Annotated in this window: 14 protein-coding genes; all 14 read right to left on the bottom strand. The window is 36.6% G+C overall.

Features of this window, described 5'->3' with window-relative positions; translation table 11 throughout:
• Positions 1-63: 63 nt before the first annotated feature.
• The 14 genes from VF06_RS30500 to VF06_RS30440 all read right to left on the bottom strand — a co-directional run bounded on the left by VF06_RS30500 (position 64) and on the right by VF06_RS30440 (position 19,354).
• Complete coding sequence (locus tag VF06_RS30500) at positions 64-537, bottom strand: hypothetical protein (RefSeq protein WP_099069109.1); 474 nt, start codon at positions 535-537, stop codon at positions 64-66.
• Positions 538-558: 21 nt separating this feature from the next.
• A complete protein-coding gene (locus VF06_RS30495) occupies positions 559-2,376 on the bottom strand; it encodes a contractile injection system tape measure protein (RefSeq protein WP_099069110.1) in 1,818 nt (605 codons plus the stop codon).
• Between the two features lie 15 nt (positions 2,377-2,391).
• The gene (locus VF06_RS30490) at positions 2,392-4,782 is read right to left on the bottom strand and encodes a baseplate wedge protein (RefSeq protein WP_099069111.1); all 2,391 of its coding nucleotides are present in this window, start codon (positions 4,780-4,782) and stop codon (positions 2,392-2,394) included.
• Between the two features lie 38 nt (positions 4,783-4,820).
• On the bottom strand, positions 4,821-5,033 hold the full coding sequence (locus VF06_RS30485; protein ID WP_099069112.1) for a hypothetical protein: 213 nt from the start codon (positions 5,031-5,033) through the stop codon (positions 4,821-4,823).
• A gap of 369 nt (positions 5,034-5,402) precedes the next feature.
• The gene (locus VF06_RS30480; RefSeq protein WP_099069113.1) at positions 5,403-7,016 is read right to left on the bottom strand and encodes a hypothetical protein; all 1,614 of its coding nucleotides are present in this window, start codon (positions 7,014-7,016) and stop codon (positions 5,403-5,405) included.
• Between the two features lie 15 nt (positions 7,017-7,031).
• Positions 7,032-11,210 carry a baseplate J/gp47 family protein gene (locus VF06_RS30475; RefSeq protein WP_099069114.1) on the bottom strand — a complete coding sequence of 1,393 codons (4,179 nt, stop codon included), beginning with the start codon at positions 11,208-11,210 and terminating at the stop codon, positions 7,032-7,034.
• 58 nt (positions 11,211-11,268) lie between these two features.
• Positions 11,269-13,743 carry an eCIS core domain-containing protein gene (locus VF06_RS39725; protein WP_218963854.1) on the bottom strand — a complete coding sequence of 825 codons (2,475 nt, stop codon included), beginning with the start codon at positions 13,741-13,743 and terminating at the stop codon, positions 11,269-11,271.
• Positions 13,743-14,147: a GPW/gp25 family protein gene (locus VF06_RS30465; RefSeq protein WP_099069115.1), complete on the bottom strand. Its 405-nt coding sequence runs from the start codon at positions 14,145-14,147 to the stop codon at positions 13,743-13,745. The genes VF06_RS39725 and VF06_RS30465 overlap by 1 nt, the downstream gene beginning before the upstream one ends.
• 31 nt (positions 14,148-14,178) lie before the next feature.
• Positions 14,179-15,816 (bottom strand): type VI secretion system tip protein VgrG, encoded by a 1,638-nt coding sequence (vgrG, locus tag VF06_RS30460; RefSeq protein ID WP_099069116.1) that lies wholly within the window; start codon positions 15,814-15,816, stop codon positions 14,179-14,181.
• Between the two features lie 5 nt (positions 15,817-15,821).
• Positions 15,822-16,544 (bottom strand): CIS tube protein, encoded by a 723-nt coding sequence (locus VF06_RS30455; protein ID WP_099069117.1) that lies wholly within the window; start codon positions 16,542-16,544, stop codon positions 15,822-15,824.
• Between the two features lie 9 nt (positions 16,545-16,553).
• Positions 16,554-16,718 (bottom strand): DUF5908 family protein, encoded by a 165-nt coding sequence (locus tag VF06_RS41470; protein ID WP_180267543.1) that lies wholly within the window; start codon positions 16,716-16,718, stop codon positions 16,554-16,556.
• Between the two features lie 2 nt (positions 16,719-16,720).
• Positions 16,721-17,203 carry a phage tail protein gene (locus tag VF06_RS30450; protein WP_099069118.1) on the bottom strand — a complete coding sequence of 161 codons (483 nt, stop codon included), beginning with the start codon at positions 17,201-17,203 and terminating at the stop codon, positions 16,721-16,723.
• 48 nt (positions 17,204-17,251) lie between these two features.
• Positions 17,252-17,713, bottom strand: coding sequence for a phage tail protein (locus VF06_RS30445; protein ID WP_099069119.1), 462 nt, complete (start codon positions 17,711-17,713; stop codon positions 17,252-17,254).
• Between the two features lie 273 nt (positions 17,714-17,986).
• Positions 17,987-19,354 (bottom strand): phage tail sheath family protein, encoded by a 1,368-nt coding sequence (locus tag VF06_RS30440; protein WP_099069120.1) that lies wholly within the window; start codon positions 19,352-19,354, stop codon positions 17,987-17,989.
• Positions 19,355-19,405 lie beyond the last annotated feature (51 nt).

Genomic DNA, 19,405 nt, shown 5'->3' with positions numbered 1-19,405 from the left:
TATGAAAGTCGGGAGTAAAAATATTCTATTTGAAAGTAGCCAAAAGCAAATAGAAATACTCAACTATACTTGTCCTTGGATAATTTGAGTCAACTCGGTACGGCTGCGATTTGCCTCTAACCAAAAAGCTAACCAAAAGACAAATAGCATCAGTATTGGCATCCCTAAAAATACTAAAAGCATACCCTTAGGCATAGCATCTGTTAATGTTATGGGAACAACAGCACCATACCAGCAAAAAAACCAGAATCCCAAAAATGCTACCACAAAAGGATGTATGCTCATTTCTATATGAATCATTGTTTGATGTGATTCTACTTTAAAGCGCCCTTTAATTGTGGGTAAAAAGGAGTTGCGGTAATGAATTATACGGCTAATTTGAAAGCCTTGTTCAGAAATGCTTCCTTGATAAGGCGCGTGTTTTCTCGAAAATCTGAATGCTTTGATAGGCTCAACTTTTGCATTTAGCCGTTGCAGAACTACAGGTAGTGAATCGGGTGTGGAAATTGTAAAGGTATTGTAGGGTAATACTTTCATATTAATTGTGTTTCTAATTGACTACCATTCTACGTGTAAAATATTATTCATCCACGGTAATTTGATAACTTGTATGCTCCAAGGAATTTTATCTAGTAAAACATCATAAGTTTGACGTTCAACCTGTAGTAGCCAACCATCATGATGAACTCTCAAAATACCATTTCTGTGTAAAAAAGCTTTTCTCAAGCCTTCCATAGATGTATTTTTCAAAATAGACCAATTTTGAATCACAGCAGATAATAAATTTTCAGATTCTGCGTGTTCCTCTGTGGTAATTTCTAAGTTTGTATTTAAAGGTTCTAATAAATCTAGACCGCACAGAATTTTGTTGAGGGGAAACATATACTCAGATGAATTTGTTGAACCATCAACTAAATACTGGAGTAAAAGCGATGCTCGTTCAGCAGATATTTTATTAATAAAATAATTCTTTTTTACTAACCTGATTTTGGTAAATAAACGATTCAAAAATGGCCAGAGTAAAATTAATCCGGCGTTAAAAATATAAATTTCCTCAGATTGACTAAAGGTGTTGTTCGTATTAGCAAGTGTGAATTGCTGAGAATTGATATCTTGTTGGATTTTGATTTTCAGACTTTGAGTAACTTTTTCAAGTTGATTGAGGCGTGTCCTCTGGTGAGATTGATTTTCAGCAGAATTTTTAATTTCATTGAGTAATCTTTGGAATTCATTATTGAGTTGATTGATTTGTTGTGTATATTGTGGTGATATCTGTGTATTGAGACTGAGTTGTTGCAATTCGCTAGATAGTAGATTGATTTGTGTATTTTCGTTAGGGATTTTGATTTCTGTGAGAATTTGGGCTAATGTACCTTTAGAGTACTTACCATCTCTAATTGAGTAGTTAATTTGAGCAATAAGACTATTTAAAAATTCCGAATAGTTAATTCCACAACTAGTGGTGATATGTAACAAGTTGGCTTGAGTGAATCTAAATTTATTCAGTGGGATGTTGCTATTTGAGGAAAGAGTAAAAAAGATTCCTTGCCATTTAGTTAATCTTAATTTTGCTTCGGGAATATTTTTAGTCTGTTTTAGTTGTTGAAAAATCAGCTTGGTATCTGTATTATAGTTTGCAATAAACTGGACTAAATCAGCATCCGCAGTCAATAATCCTGCTATTTTCAGTAGTATTGAATCAGAAAATTGATAAATAAGGCGCTGCAATTGCTTGGGTTCTTTTATACTTTGTTCGACAAGATATTTAATTTTATTTGGTGAATTTGTGAGTAGGCGATCGCAACATTCTTCGAGTTCTTGTTTGCTGAATTTTTCACTCCACCAAGGTAGCATACCTGTTTGCATAAAATAGTTCAAAATATTTAAATCTGAGGCTTCAATATCGGTAATTTCTACTAGTATATTTTTAGAAATAGTTTTTTTATCCTCAGATTTAAGTTGATTTTTATTTCTATTGTTATCCCTTTCTTTAGCTGTTTCATCAAGCAAACCTGCTATCTCAACAGGCAAGATTGAAGATTCAGCTAATTTAATATCTGGTCGTGTTTGTTGTGAAAAATTATAAGTTGACACACCAATTGCTTGTGGTAATTTTTCTTGGAATTTTTCGATAAATTTATCAACTAATTCCTCTTCCAAATGATGAATATCAATATTACCTAAATCAATTTCTAATTGATTAATTTGATATATAATTTCTGAACTACTAAACTGACTCAATAGATTATCAATGAGAGGAATAAATTTATGATGATATATTCTACTTATCTCATTTTGCAGTTCAAAAGCATCGGTCTGGGAACTCAAATTAATTTCTATAATTTGTTTTTTAATGGAATGTTGTTGTTGGCTCACTTGCAAAAATTTTCATCAACTCACTACAAAATCTGTGCCGATAGTCATATATCCCAAAACATTAAATTCTCTAATATCAACACTGGCAATTTCCAAGGCTCTAATCAGGTTATTACTCGTATTTTTCAGATTTTCTCCTGTGGCATTTTTGTCCACAATTGTGTTCAGCCAGTGAGTGTAAGACCTTTCAAAATCTTGCATTTTTGATTTATCGAACCAGTGAAAGTAAGGAGTTATATGTGCGGGGATTTCTGCAAATATTACTTTATAAATTAGCTTTTTTAAATTTTCATTTTGAAACTGCCAATCGGGGAATACAAAACTGAGTTGAAAAGAGTAAGGATCTAGGGGTCTATCTACTTGTACCCACTGTCCTGGTTCAGATTTGGCAAATCCAGTTTCTATTTCTATATCAAAGGTATTTTGTTGAACGTTAGTAATGAAATAAATTCCATCGTAATTATCTGTGTCAAATATTTGTATTTCTTCGTTTTCAACAAGTCCGTGTTTTTCAGAAACACAAGTTACTTTTTTGTTAGAAATTGTGCTTGATTTAAATTCTGAAATTGGCTGACCAAAATTTAAAAAATTAGGGTTTTGCTCGTAATTTTCACGGCTGTCAGGACGAAGTAAAATATGTTCGAGTATATGAAATCCTGCTGTTTCATTCAATTCATCGGAAAGGGCTAAAGTTTGTCGCTTGTAGGGGATACCAATTAAGCTGCAAATTCTTTGTTTTAGTCCCGATACATTGTCAGTATCCCAAACTTGACTGGAGTCAGTGTAATTAAATCCTTTACCCCTACCACCACTAATTTGAGGATAGTTTTGTAAAAAATTAATTTTAAGATTAATTAGTTCTTCCTCTAGAATTGAGTTATATAAAAGTAAGGAATAATCCGTAAATTTTTCACAATACTGTGCTATTAAATAATTCAGAAAGCGATTTTTCCTTTCTAAATCAATGTCATTCCATTCATCTAGTGATGAATTAACATCCACCTGAAGAATTTCAGATGCCCCTGGAATTTTGGAAATATCTTGAAAAAAGTAAGTTTTCTTATGATTTTCTTGAAAAGAAAATAACTCTTTCGTATGTTCTAATTGAGCGAAATAGTTAGCTAACAAGGCATCGAAAAACATTAAATAAGCTTGTAATTGCTTTGCTTGAGCTTTGCGCTGAGGAGATGTAGAAGCTGGTAAACCTAATTCTCCAATTCCATAATTAGCAGGAAAATCATTTTGAATTGATTCATAGTCAGATAATTCACGGTATTGTCCCAAGGGAACGGGGATATCTTTTATTTGTGTAGTTGATATTGATTTTTTGTTTTGCTGTTGTAAAAATTGTAGATGACTTTTAGCTTTAGGCAGGTTGAGATTACAGGGGATTTGTCCTTTGTAAAAACTAATGTTATTTGTCAAACGCTCTATATCTTTCAGTTGGGGTGTTAAATTAGGATCTAATGCTAACGCCCATTCTTCCAATTCAGATGACTTGTTGCTGGTAAGAGTAATATTTCTAACTGTTTTTATTCCTGGGATATCTAAAATAATTCTAATTAAATCAGAAGTATGCAGTTCATCTTTTTTAGTGAAATTATCGAGTTGTTCGTTATCAATAAAGCCGTGTTCAAGGGGTAAACCATCAAAAATAATTTCGGGAGTTTTACCTTGTTCTAATAGTTCTTTTAAAGTAAAAAACTCTAAACTAGGAGAAATAAAATTTTCTAAATTAAAATAAACTTTTGCCATTAATTCATTGACATCAAAGCCTTCTTCCACATCTATCTCTGCTTGGATGCTAATTTCTTCAACAGGTAATATTTCAATGACAGCAAAATCCTCACACAAATTGCGATGTTGATGAAGTTTGGTTGTGATTTTTTCTATTAAACCAGCCTCATCAAATATATTCTTTTCTTTTTCAATCATTACCCGATAAAGACCATTTAAATGTACTTCCTCAGTGAAATCGGAAGCTTTAAAGGTTAGTGTATGAAGAATCGAGTCATAATAAATGGGAGTTTGTGAATTTTTAATGGGTTCTAACCAAGCATTTTTCACACCATTAATGTCAATTAATAGTTTACGATAATCATTAATAGTGAGGGGATTCACAGTGAGAATTTCTCTGGCTGTAAAAAACTGTTTGCTGTTTTCTCCAGTTTTTTCTTGAGGAGGTGCAAGCAAATCTTTCATCTCGAAATCAAGGCGATAGCTTAAATCCGTGATGGCATAGCAGAGTTGTTCTAGGATAGTAATACCAGGATCGTGGGTGTTGTAATCTGTCCACAATTTCCCTGCTAAGCGTTCAATGTACTTTATGCCTTCTTGTCGCAATAAGGCAAAATTCATCCCAGGATGTTCGGGAGGAGTGCTGGAGATGGTAAGGTGTTCAGTCATGGTGATTTTGTGGTTTTGACTAGTGGTTGAACTCCTATTTAATCTGTTTCTAAAACCTCTAATTCTTCTTGTTGAGATACAACACCATTATTTTTAGCTAATTCTTCTTCTAATACCTGAATAGCTCCTTGAATGCGGAGTAAAGTTTCTCGGACATTGATTTGTTTAGCTTCTAAATCTGCAAGGACTTTTTGTCCTGATGCAAATTCAGCTTTGAGTTGTTGAAGGCGGTTTTGTAGTTGTTGTTTCATGATTAACTAAATATAGTTTAGTTATATAGGTCTGGGAAAAGTTTAAGGGGTAAGGGGTAAAGGATGTATTTGAAACCTTTCACCTTTCCCCTTTAACCGAACCGTATTGACTTAACATGTAATATTTCACAAATTTAGGACTTACGCACACCTAACGGAAAATCGAACCACAGAGGCGCAGAGGTCACAGAGAAATGAGAGTTTGAGAGATATTTTGCGTAAGTCCTAAAATTATTTTAGGTTGCCATAGCTGTGATTGATGCTTGTGGTTTAATACGGTTGACATAAGCTTGTTTTTGCTTTCTTCTGTTCCCTGTTCTCTCGCCTTTATAAATGAAATTTATTAACAGCAACAGTATTGTTTTATGCTTACAAAGAATTGGCTGCTTCTGCTATATCTCGATTAATTGCCATTAGCCAAATCGTCCAGTTTTCAGCCTTGTTGTGAGTTAAAAAATCCCCCCTAATATACCACCAACCATCTGAATTAGGATAAGTATAAACCTGAATAATGTCAGCAACAGTTCCCTCATTGATATCACCAGGGCCTGAGTAAAATCCGGCAATGCTACAAATCCATTGAGATGTGGGATAGTCAGTTTTGTAATTAATATTATCGCCAAGATTGCTATATTTTTTAAATGAAATTAGTTTTGTTGTGAGTTTTAGACTATTTGCCCTCAAACTGCCATTAACATCTAATTTTGCACCTGGACTTGTAGTACCAAGACCCAAATTACCATCAGGACTAATGGTGATTGCTTCTACAATACTTGGTTTTTTATCACCCTCCCTTTGGGTTCTAATTCTTAAACCAATGTCTCGATTTGATAAGTCGTCTCTTGCTTGGAAAAAAGCTAGGTTTTGTGTGCCATATTCTTTGAGTTGGACATGACCTGATAAATCGATATTTACTGTACTGCCAGCAGATGCGGCAACAGACAAAGAGTCGGTTACAGTTAGACTTCCTGAGACACTTAGATTTTTTGTATAAAAACTTTGGTTAGACGATCCTGCCAGAGACCAAACAGCTTTATTGCCTTGAGTTTGAGTATCATCGTAAATAACTAAATTGCGATCGCTCTGCATTACCAAGGTATATTTGTTATCAGATGAAGTTAATCGGTCGATGGCACCTGAAATTTTACCTTTTATAGTTAGGTTATTTGCTTGAAAATCCTGACTAGCAGAACCCCCCAGAAGTGCTTTGGTATCTGCATAGGTTTTGATTGCTTTCTCTGTGGGAATGGCAAGGTCGCTATTTCCTGCTAAAGTCCCATCATTAGAAATTTTATTAACTGTTACTCCCTGTTGTAACTTGAAATTGCTATTTACAGTTAAGTTTTTTGTTTGAAAATCCTGGTTCGCAGAACCCGCCAAAAGTGCTTTAGTATCTGCATAGGTTTTGATTGCTTTTTCTGTTGGTATGGTAAGGTCGCTATTTCCTGCTAGAGTGCTATCACTAGAAATTTGATTGACTGCCACTCCCTGTTGTAACTTCAAATTACCATTGATTTCTAACTTTGTTCCTGGAGTTGCTGTGCCAATTCCCACATTACCATCTTTATTAATTAGAAAAGGAGTTGTATCCTTTAACTCATCATCTATTCGCAAAGCATCTTCATTTGCTGTTTGTTGAATATGCAATTTTGCCGTAGGCTGGTCGATACTCAATCCCACATTTCCATTACTGTTAGCAATAAAAAACCTGCTACCTCCAGAATTAGATATATTAAAGCCTTGTTTGTCTCCTGATTTCTGATTAAAACCCCAGGTTTTTGTTTCACCTGCATAAAAATCTATTAATTTCTCATCGTTACCCTGGGCTGTAATCTTCAGGGGAGTATCTGCTCCAGAGGGCTTTTGTATGCCATCATCTTTAATATTGAGGGTGGATTCAATAAAATCGGCAAAATCCTGTTGGGAAGGTTTCGTTCCTGTTTTGAATAATCCTTGCAGTTCGCTTCTACTTTTTTGAGCCACGATACTTTACTCCTTTTAACTAACAATAAAATCAATACCGACAATCATGTAACCAATGCCTTCAAAGTCCTCTTCATCATAATTTTCTGTGCCAATTAAATCGATAATATGTTCCGGTGCAGAAACCAAAATTGCATCTGGATATTGCACCTGAGCCAAGTTAGATTGATTGACTCGATAATAAGTATCTGATTTACCTTGAGAACCAGCTTGAATACCAATTTGTTCAATTAATTTCAAATTGGCAACATAATCTACATAAGGTCTGTTCTCAATAAAATAAATCAGTGAGGAACTGTGAATTGAACTTCCAAAGGTAATGTCTGCTTGTTCTTCATAAGCCCAAGGAGACAAAAAGCGTTTAATATCTTCGTTCAGTTGATTGAGATAATAACCTTGTTCGTATCTCTGGCGAAAACGGACGCCCACTCTGTATTTAATACGTTCGTAGCGGGGATTTTTCACCACAATTTGCACAAAAGGTGAGGTATATTTTTGCAGATATGCCTCAATTTCCTTGAGCAAATATAAAGGTGCTTTGGGTTCTAGGGGAAAAAATGGCGCAGTATTAGAAATATCGGGAACTACCACCACTGTTACTTTTGCAGCACTGGGATTATTAGAGCCAGCAGCAGAGGTGATACATTTAACTTTATAAATTTGCGGAAAATGTTCTAATACCAAACGTTCGTAATCCCAAGGAGTTATTGCCCTTTGTTTATGGCGCAGTCTTTCACTCACCCGCGTAGTAAAAGCGCGGTTATTTTCTTTAGGTTTACCACCATAAGATGTATATGGTTGTTGTACTGTTTTGATAGCAGCATCTCGCGTCACAAATCCTTGAATGGAATTAGCTGCTAGGGGTTGACTGAAATGTTCGGCTGCGTTTTCTTGATTAACAAAAGTAGCCCTCACTGCCTGAGTTTTGATATCTAAAGTATCAGGAATCGCGGTGGTATTTTCCTTAACAGTGGCTCGTAACCAATGCAATCCACTGGGTAATAATTGATGCTTATTAGTGGCTTTGTCTGGGATACTCAAGCGAATAATTCCCGGATCTACTAATCCGTTGGTACTATCAAAAAGTATTTCTGTGTCTTGAAATTCTTGCCAATTATTACCACTTAAATAACTCCAATAAATTTGTGGCGGAGTGAGTTCGCCATTACCACTTCCTGCTATCATTTGATAGAGGATAGAAATATTTTGTGGTGGTTGCAGATTGCGGATACCGAGATATAAACTACCTTCTGTTTCATATTGGGGTAGGAGATAATATTGGCTATTTGTTGAGTTATCTGGATTCAAGGTTTGGATGTCTGCATAACCAAAGGGATGAAGATGAAAGATTTGGGTAGAATCATCAGTGTTTGAATGCCCTTGCAAATCAACTTCCACGGAGGCGGTATAGTCGAGGGAGATGGCTTTTATTTGAGGGGTGTAGGGAGGATAAACTGTGAGATTTTTTTTATCATCCGTTGCCAAAGCCACCTTATTTAATACTATGGGATATAAATCATGTGCAAAATCAGGACTTTCTAATTCCAGTTTGAAGTATCTGTTTTGCTCAAAAGGATTGTCTGTAGCAATTGCTAAAGTAGAAGTATCGAGAGTATAACCAGGAATATTAAAGTTTTCACATTGCATCTGAATGGAATTACTTAAATTATTCCCATCTTGAGAGAAAATAGGTAGATAAGTTGCAATGTCTACCCAGCTTCTATTATTAAGAATTTTCCAACTAACTTGAAAGCTATTATTAGTAACTTTGCTGATTACCCCAGTATCAGAATAAGCCTTGTAGTATTCTTCAAAGTTTTTGGGGAGTGCCATCCACTGGATATTTAGGGAAAGACTATCTAATTTTTTGCAACTGATTTCTCTATGGCTGAAATAAAAACTCGAACCTGGTTTGGGATTATTACCAAAGGGTGGAAAAGGAGTTTTGGAATTCAAAATTGAGTTATCATTACGCAATTGTAAATTCTGAAGATTTTCAACTTTAATTTGAATATTTACTTTTTTTAAAAGTAGCGATCGCAATTGCTGATAATAAATAAATTTTACTTCAGAATCATCTAATTTTGATATTTGATGCAACAGAATTTTCACCACCGGATGAGGAGTAGCCATCGCATCAGTTAATGTTTCTGCTGGTGGTAAAATAGCAGGTGAGGTGGCATCAATGGTTAATTCAAATTGTAAACTATTGAGATAGATAGCTGAAGGTTGATATAATTTAACCTTGTCATTGCTAAGAACTTCTTGAGGAAATATCCCCCTAGCAATTTCCTGAATATTAGCTTGTTTACTATTAACTATTTCTGTAATTTCAAATATTCTACCGTCATTCCACACAAGAAGTTGCCCGAAATTACTCGAATCAAATGTATCATTAGCAGCCGCCAAAGACACACTCGTAAATATGCGATTATCTGGAGCGATCGCACCTAAATTAACTTGGGAGATATTATAAGATTTAACTGCTTCTTCTAAAATAAAATCGCCAATTTTATATTGAAATGATTCGGGTTTTATCCATTGTTTTCCACTACTCAAATAAATCTCAAAACATTGAATCTTACTATCGAGCATCTGTTGGCAAGCATCTCGATTCAACGTCTTTTCAGAAGATGCAAAGGTCAAAATAATAGTACGCGTACCTTCTGACAACAAAAGTATAGGCGAACTAACTGCAAAACCAAGGGAATTTGGTAAATTTTGAGTAATATTTCCAAAAGTCTGAAAACGTTGGAATTTAGCTGCTTCTTTCTCTTTAACATCCACTGGAGAATTAGGATAAATATTTTGAATTTCCGTTCTGCCAATGAAAGGATAAATAAAATTCCTTTTCTTGGTTTGTGCTTTTTCAACCAGGCGATAAACTTCTTCCCAATTAGGATTGACTGTAGTAGCTTGGATTTCCATAATCTTCCGGAAATCCTCCACACTCAGATAAAGTTGTTCTTTAATATATCTAATAACTGGCTCTTGGTTAAGATTATCAAATATCTCAACCAAGGTTTGATAATTATTTGGCATTTCTGGTAAAGCATCCCCAGGATTAGGACTACCAAGAGCCAATTTCATCATTCCATCGAAGCCGGATTTTTCTCGTTCTTCCTTTAAAGTATTACGTCGAGCAAAGGTGATTTTTTTTCTGTAGGCTTTTTCTGCGATTTTATAAATTTCTTGCCATTCTAATTCCGTAGGTTTTTTCAGGTCGGGATTATCTTCACTTGTTTGGCGATCGTTTGTTTCAAAGCAATATTGAAAACTTTCTACACTATCAAAAAATAAACTATTTTCAACATAATTTTTTGCAGTTTGAGATATTTGTTGAGTATTTTTCAGTGGTTGATATATATATTGTTTAAGATAATTAATATCCACTGCTGTGCCATTAAAATCAGGAAATTTATCTCCTTGATTGGGGCTACCAATGGCCCATCGCAGCATCTTTTCAAAACTGCGATCGCTTCTATTATCTTGCTGATGAATGTCTTCTAAAGTGATGTATGTTTTTTCTAAAAATACAGTTTTTACACTCGCCACAGTAGCTCGATTCACGATGATGTCTTCATCAGTCGCATAATTGAGATTAATACCTTGACTATCTTGACCTGCATTCAGCAAAGTACCCTGTTTAATTAAATGCGTATCTTGTCCTGGCAACAATTCAAAAATGACATTGATTTTATCGGCAACTTCCGGTTTTATCCTTAACTTTAAAACCTCTTGATAGTAAAAATCAAGATATCTTTGAGTCAGTGCTTTAAACTGTTGTTGCGGATAGCGTAATAATTGTAAAAACGTCAATAATAAAACTAGATGAGGTTGAGATAATTGTCTGAGTGTCGATTCATCATCGGCGAAACTTTCCGGGTTATTAATGTAAGCAACCATTTGCTTAATATCTCCCGCAAAAAAAGCCGACCAATCACCCTTTATCGTATTAGACTCATCAAAATAGTTGAGTTTTGTAGCATAGTCTTGCACAAAAGCCAACAAATCTGATGTATCGCGCTCATCCACTGCAACATAATCTGGTTCCAGTTCTCTAAGTAAGCGATGGCGTTGACTAACCCCATCCCGAAAAACCCGATCTTTAATTTGCTTATTTATATTCATAGCTGAATTATGAATTGTGATTGTATATAAAAATGAAAAATAATCGGTGAGCGATCGCTCCATATCTGTTTTCCGAATTAGGCGATCGCGGGCTGGTTTGATACGCTACAAAAGCATCGTACTATGTCCGATTATTGGTGGCTTTCACCATGTCGTATATTCCCATCATTATCCTTTCCCATTGTGCTATGGGTCGCCTTGCGGGCCCTTCCTCTCTCGCTCCTATGGAATCGTACATAGCTCGCTCCTGGGCCGTCCTTGTGTCAGGTGCCCCTTGCGGCGCTCCATAACGAATGACCTCTTGTGTCATTGTCCTCTGCTGAGCAGTCACGAGACTCCCATATGCAGGGTTGAGATATTCCAAGTGTCGATTCTCCATTACGACTCCCATTCCTTGTCGTCCCACAGGCCCCAGTTGCTCTGGCCCCAACTTACTACTGTAGGGATTAATACTGCCAGCCAGCACGGGGTCTATGAAGGTATTGTTGGAAGCGTCCTGCTGGGCAACGCCAGTGTTACTGTCTACGATGACACCAAAATGCCCTCTGAATATCTGATATAAATACTGTTTTACTGTGTAGCCGCTAAGACCGTCGTTCAACTTATCGGTCTTGTTTATTCCCACGGCTGTACAAATTGCATTTATTACCTGATTAACCAAGGTAGTATTAACTGCACGCAACGGATTTATTACCTGAGTTGGCAACTGGCTTGCCACATCATAAAGGTCGCTCTTATAGTAGTGCATTCCTACCAGCTTCTTCGCCAGATCGCCCCTTCCAGTGTGTTCATTCATCAGCATGAAGTAATTACACAAAAGCGTTAAAAACCCAAGAAAATCTTTTTCTGCTGCGCTCGATAGGTCGATCTTTGTTGTATCTGGCAAAAATTTTCGTGTCACCGGCACTGTCGGCCACAATCTCTTGATGGCTGTCATCGCTGTTTTTGCTACTGCTACTGAACGCTTCGTCAGCTCTACATTCTTGGCATGTTCCTTTTCTGGTAGATTTCGCTCTGCATATCGAGCCATTCTGTTCTTTTGTTGGGTAGTCTGGTCGAATAAATAGGGTACTTGTGCGAGTTTTATCCCATATGTTGCGTGAAAATATCCTAAACGTGGCTGAAAAAGTGAAGAATTCGGACTGTCTGAGCCGATGTAATATGCGTCTAGCGGTGCGCCTACAGCCGCTTGTGTATCATTATCTATATTGTTATACAGTTGATTTACTGCGTTCACTACCCCTCGTACCCTCGCTAGAGCCTGAGTCCGAGAAAGGGTACTTTCATCCCATGCTGTTGTCACAACCTCGACAATACTAGCGCCACTAGGTATGAGTCTTCCACGGATAGCTTGCAGGCTATCCTGCTCATTTTGGTTTAGACCATTATCTGTGGCATATTGGTCTAGCTCTGCCTCGTAAAGTTTATTCAGGGTTCTACTATGGTCAACATTTAAATAACAGTGACTTGCTCCCGTCATATCTACTAAATTCGTATGTCTACCTCCCATTCCTGCATCCATCGGCACATCATTCATAGCTATATTGCCCCCCCCTGCTAGAGATGGAACGGCGATGTTGGCTTTGTGTGTAAACAACATAGGTAGTTCAATTTCAAATCCAAAACGCCTTTGAATTTGGTCGCTTGGAGTTGGGGAGATGGAAATATCGCTTCCACTATTTTGGTGGTCTTGTTTTGGGGTCTCTTTGCGACGAATGCCATCGCCATTCTGCTGCACTACATGGGTCAATTCATGTGCAATCAACTCCTGACCCCCGCGACTTCCCGGCTGATAAGCCCCCTGCCGAAAGAATACATCCTGCCCGGTGGTAAAGGCCTTCGCCTGAATCGATTGATTCAACTGGTCTGAGTGTTTATTCGTATGTACGCTCACCCCACTAAAATCTGCCCCCATCGCCTGCCCCATTGACTGCTGTAGTCTGGTATCTAAAGGCTGTCCGCTTCCCTTAGCACTGTTAATGGCAGACGCCAACTCTGTTGATGCTTCACCGCCACCTATGTCTTCCTGACGCTGCAACACTGGCTGGGGCTTTTTCCTCAGTCCATGTTCTTCTTTTTCTTGCACCACCTCACCTTGAGTCCCAGAAATAGGTGTAGGAAGATTTATTTGCCGTACCACCGATGTTGCGACCCTGTTGGCTTCCTGTTCATAACGGTCATTGGGTTGGCCTATGGTCAGCTTTGTTTGAACTACCCCGTCTGTTGGTAAGCTGAGCCTTGATGCTGCTTTTAGCTGGTTTGTAGGCGAAAAATTGGCTTCGCTATTTTGACGTTTTGGTGCTAATAATTGGTGATTATCTGCCAAATTAGTGGTTGATATGGAGTTTGGGGTTAAGTGCGATCGCATTACATTGGCTATCATTTCCCCAGACTGCGGTTGCTGGTAGCCAGATAAATCGGTTGTGGATGTTGGCGCTTCAGGAAATTTACTTTGCTCAACAACGCTCTTTTTCTGAACTAATTTCGGTGTTTGCCTGGATGAAACTTGTTGTTTACCGAGATTTGCCATATGTAATGCCTTTTTTATTTTTAAGTGTGTTTTATCTAAAATTCCCCCAATTGATGGAGATAGCATCAAAGGATTTGGGCTTCATTAATATAAAAAGGATAAACCAAATTAAATCGCGAATTAGTCACTCGTACCCGATAAGTCACACTTATAAGTAATAAACCTGTTTCACTTTCATTAATATCAACTTCCTCCACATCAATACGCGGTTCGTGATCCAAAAGGGCATCATAAATTGTCCCTTTAATATTAGTAATTAAACCTTGAGTAATTTCTTCAAAAACAAACTGGCTTAATTCACAACCAAAATTAGGCTGCATAATCCTTTCTGCTGGACGAGTTGAGAGGATAATTTCTAAACTTTGGATAATATCTTTTTCATCTGATACCATCTCTACTGTTCCAGTATTTTGGTGAAATGTGGGGGGAAAACTCCATCCCGTTCCTAAAAAAGAATTATTTGTTTCCATAATTCATAGATTTTTATATTTATATAAACAATTAATTTATATGAATTTCTGTACCTTTAATAATTATATTTTTACCTTGAAGAGTAATATCTTCAGGCGATTCAAGTTTTAATCCTTGAGCGTTCATAGTCATAGTATTACCATTTTCATCCACTAAGTTAATACCTTGCGCCTCCTCTGATAATTTCAAACTATTGCCATTAGGTGTACTGATTTCAATTAACTTCTTTTCATCATCAAAAAGTATTTTTAATGATTTTTTAGTGACAATCCCTTTTTTATTATTTTCCTGGGTGACTGTAAAATCAGGGGGTAAAGCGTTTTTCTCACTATGCACTGCACCTAAAATTATGGCTTGTCTGGGATCGTCATTGATAAAACCGAGAATCACTTCATCACCTAGTTCTGGTCTAAAAAAAATGCCTCGTTCATTACCAGCGTCCACAGAAGCTAATCTCGCCCAAATAATACCATCTTTTTCTATTGACGGAATTCTGACTTTTACCCTAAATTGTTGTTGGCGATCGTCTTCATAGTTCTCAACTATCCCAATTTGCAACCCATGAATTGCTGGAACTAATCCTGCTGCTGGAAGATCAACAATATTATGATTTTGTTGAGCGAAGAAATCAGCAGATAAACCAAATTGTATATCTGTTTGCCACCCTTGTTCATTGACTTGATGTCGAATTGCTGTAACTAATGTTTTACCATTAAAGCGTTTGCTGATACCTGCAATTTCCATTAATTGTCCTGGCTTAATGTCCGCAAATCCGGGCACTTTCAGACGACCATTCAACATGGAAAAACGGCTTTTACGCAATTTAGCATCAGCCCAAATTTGTGTTTCTTCCTCATTTAATTGTCCCGAATAAATTAATTGATAATTATCTGCACCGATAGTTTTTGCTAATTCTTCTGCTTTTAAATTCCCCTGACTCAGAGAGAAAGCTTTAGCTTTTTGAAGTGGTGATATACTCTGTGTTTTCACATCCCAAGCGGTACTTTCTACTGCTGCATATTGATGGCGAATGTCAGCAGACATTTCAAATTCGTAAATATCACTGATACCGTATTCAAAACTATTTTTTGGTAACCCATTGAGATTAGGCTCTTGTATGGTAATTTTACCATCGTCAGCTAAAACCCAATGACCATTGACATCTGCACGAGATACAATAAAATCCCAGTCGGTGCAGTAATATTGCACCATTTCTTTATGCTTTGGTTTAGTTGCAGCAATAGATGTAATTTCCAATCCCCAAGGTTCGATAATTTTGTTAATAATTTCGTTGTCTGTCATCTCTCGAAAAACAGCACTTTTTCTTTGATGAGTTAATTTAAATGCTGCATCTTTTAAATCAACAGTTAACAGAGAACCATATTGGTCGGCTTGCAGGGAATGTCTCACTACAATACCTGCAAAAACTGTCGCTTCGTTTTGTCGTTCACCTTCATAGCGCAGCTTGATTTCAATATTATTACCAGGCTGAAAAAAATCTGTGTTACTAATAGCAAATTCGCGTTTTGTGGCATCACCATCTAATAAAATTATTTGAGCTATGGGTATTTTGTTCACCTCTTTGATAATGTCAATGGACATGACATTATATTCAGGGTTCATGATTGACCCATCATTCAAAATTGTTACTGTGACAACACCACTCATTATTTTTATACTTCTTTAACTGGTGGTAATTTAATATTTGTTCCTGGTTTTAATTTTCTGAAGTTATTGAGATTATTAGCACGAGCCAACTGAATGTAATAACCAGAATCGCCGTATATTTCTTGAGCCATCACAGGCAATTTATCTCCACCTTTGATAATTCTAGAGTGGGATAAATCTGGCGAGCTTTTATTTTCTTGTTTAATCCGTTTGGAATCTTGGATGTCCCCGATAAAAACTGAATCTAATTCAGCCCTAATCGGTTGTCCACTGCGGTTGAAAAGCGTATAATTAACATTAACAGATTCCAATCGACAATCAAAAATTAAGTCTCCCCATTCAATTTTAAGAAACTTAGGTTCATGGCTTTTGCCATCCATATAAGTAGTTAGCTCAAGAAAGCGATTTACTTGTTTGTAAATATCTTTCGTGCCTTTAAGCTTGCCAAGGAATGCAGCCGCCGCAAACCCAGAAAGCCCATAATCTGCGACTCCCGTATCATCTAAAATTAACTTCAGGGACAACTTCTGAGGTTTGCTCAAAGAATATTTGGCAGTGCGTCCACTGGTATTAATCCCCTGATAAGATTGATAAACATTTTCGTATGTTAAGGAATAAGATTCCGGATTAAACATAGCTTCAAAGGTTTGTTGTGGTAAACCAATCCGCAGTCTATTTCCATAAACATAAATCTTCAGTTTTTCTAATTTAAAAGGGTTTTTCAGCATATATTTTTATTATCTTTCTCGCTGACGCTCCAAAATTTTTAGTACTTGTGCCACACAAGCAGCAATGATTTCTTGTTTTTGTTCGGAATTACCTTCAATTGCAGATTGGTAATTAGTATCATTACTATCGACAATGTTGGCACGAATAATTAATTCTTTAATTTCCACAGGCATAGCTAAATACTCACACTTTGAAATCTGGTGTAGGCTAATTCCATCGTATCTATAACTATTGCATTGGCACTAGCATCTAGATCGGATACTCTCCATTTCACGGGATAAGCTCTTTTAAATAACCAGCTAGAAAGAGGAATACTATTTTCATTCAGCAACATCACTAAGACATTACTGGGTGTAAATTTCATGGAATTCATGGCAATATTAAACTCTGCATTCAAAGGCGAACCAATCACCATTCCTCTTTCTAAAACCAGATTATTATAAGTGACATGACTAGGCAAACGATGTCTAAATATATTTTCACCACCTTCACGGATGTCTGTTGTCTCTATTTCGGCAGAAATTCCCGATACTTTTTGAAAGCGAATATCTAAGGGATTAGGCAAAATTCCGGCAATGAAAAACACTACCATAAAATAAAATCCAACAGGGGGATTTTCTGTCAAAGTAAGTTCCGGAATAGGAAATTTATCTGCCATTGCACTATAATTTTTGCAAAAGTCAACGAAAAGAAGAAAAATGAGTAATCATCCGGGATAGTCAATCTTAAGATCGTTAGCCATTAAATCTAAACTTTCAATAGCAACTTCATTACTAGTGGCATTAAATGACGGTGCATCTAATTTCTTAGGAAAGGCATTTATCGCTGTCCAAGAAACAACTGCTGTACCTGTTTCGTCTAATAAATCAATACGAATATCGCGCTTGGCGACAGTATTTAATTTCACGGTACTAATCCAATTAAATAAATAGCTATCTTTTCTAACTATGCCTTTTTTGAGGCTTAAGCTAACGGGAGTGCTTAATCCCGGCATATACTTGGCTCCATCTTTATAACTCATGCCATCTCTATAAGTTATGGTTTCATATTCAATGCTTAATCCGGAAACTTCTGAGAAAGCGTGGGAATCATCTCCATCTATGGTGACTCGATAATAAAAGACAGGAATTGGGTAATTATTTTTAATCTCTTCTGCTGAAGTTGCCATGATTGATGTGTCCTTAATTTAAGTGTTTTTAGTTGTTGACAATTGTGCAAATTTCATACCAAGTTGGCATCAAAGATAATAATTTTTGCTGGCACTGCGGAGTAATAATATGATGTTTGAATTCAAGCACCGCAGAACTTTCAATTCAACCGCATAACTACTCGTGTTGGTTGTTGACTGTTAACTGTCAATGGTCAACAATCAACAATATAATAAAGCCAATTGCAAGTTAAATATCAAACCGCATAAAACCCCAAATTCTTTAGCTTTTTCCTACGCTTCCTGTAATTTATGGGAGAATTTGAGGATGATGAACTCAGCCGGACGAACTGCCGCTAGACCAATTTCTACAATCATGCGTCCTTCTAAAATATCCTGTGCAGTCATGCTTTTACCAAGTCCAATATTGACAAAATAAGCTTGTTCTGGCGTACTACCAGCCAGGGCACCTTGTCGCCATAATCCCTCTAAATAACTTTCAATTAAAGATTTCACTTTTAGCCAAGTGATGGCGTTATTAGATTCAAAAACAACAAATGCAGTGGCTTTTTGAATTGATTCTTCAATGAGATTAAACAGTCGGCGCACAGGTATATAACGCCATTCATTGTCATTACCGGCTAAAGTTCTTGCACCCCAAATTAAGGTTCCTTTGCCGGTAAAACTACGAATAGCATTAATTGATTTACCTGCGGTGGGATCTATGTTGAGATTTTCTTGTTCCTCGTTGCTAATTTTAACTGTAGGAGCAAGTATTGATGCCAAACTAACATTAGCTGGTGCCTTCCAAACTCCCTTTTCTCTGTCTACTCTGGCATACACTCCTGCAACGGCGGCACTTGGAGGTAATACAACTCGCTTTTTACCTATCTCAGTCTGAATTTTGTTGTAAAGATCGGTTCTTTGGGTTTTGGTGTCGGTTAGTTTTTGAGCTTGTGTATCAGCAGTGTCTCCAATTCCTTTGATAGTTACAGAATCATCGGTGTAACAGTAGTTCAGTGAGGTTTGTAAATAAGGATAATAAGCTGCACCATACTTTAATTCATCTGTTTCTATGCCAATAGCATCTCGGAATTTATCAACTCCTCCTGTCTTATCTTTTTTCTCTTGGAGAACATCGAAAATCGCAAATCTATCTTTTAACTTATTACATTGCTTTAAAGTTTGCTGACAAAGTGCGTAATAATCGATTTCGCTTAAATTGACTGCATCAGTCAGTAGTATTAATGTAGGTTCATCTTCTTTTTCTAAAGCTGATAAACCTATTTCAAAATCAGCTTTTTTCAGAGGTTCTGTACCGTATTGCCCCACTGAAACTATATAACAACTACCCCCGCCATTATCAAAAAATAGGCGCAAGGCATAATACATTAAATAGTTGAGTTCAGGGGTGGTAATACTACTAATTCCACCTGCATCAGTTGTCACCTCAAAATTGGATGCTTGAGCTTTTCCAAATAAAGTTTCATACTCAAGTAGGGAACTAATGCGAGTTGGTTGGTTAGTTAAATCTTCATCATATTTTTGAGCTTTTTCTGTGTAACCAATAAAGGCAGGAATGGCTGTAGATACATCGGCGACTGAGGGAGGAAATGTGGAAATTTCTTCAACATAAACGTTGGGAGTTTTATAAGTTACCATGTTTATTTCAATCCTTGGTTTGAATTTTTATATAGCAGTCAGATTTGATTA

This window comes from Nostoc linckia z4, from assembly GCF_002608075.1.
Lineage (GTDB): Bacteria > Cyanobacteriota > Cyanobacteriia > Cyanobacteriales > Nostocaceae > Nostoc > Nostoc linckia.
The sequence above is the reverse complement of the archived record's forward strand: the minus strand, read 5'-3'. Positions and strand labels throughout refer to the sequence as shown.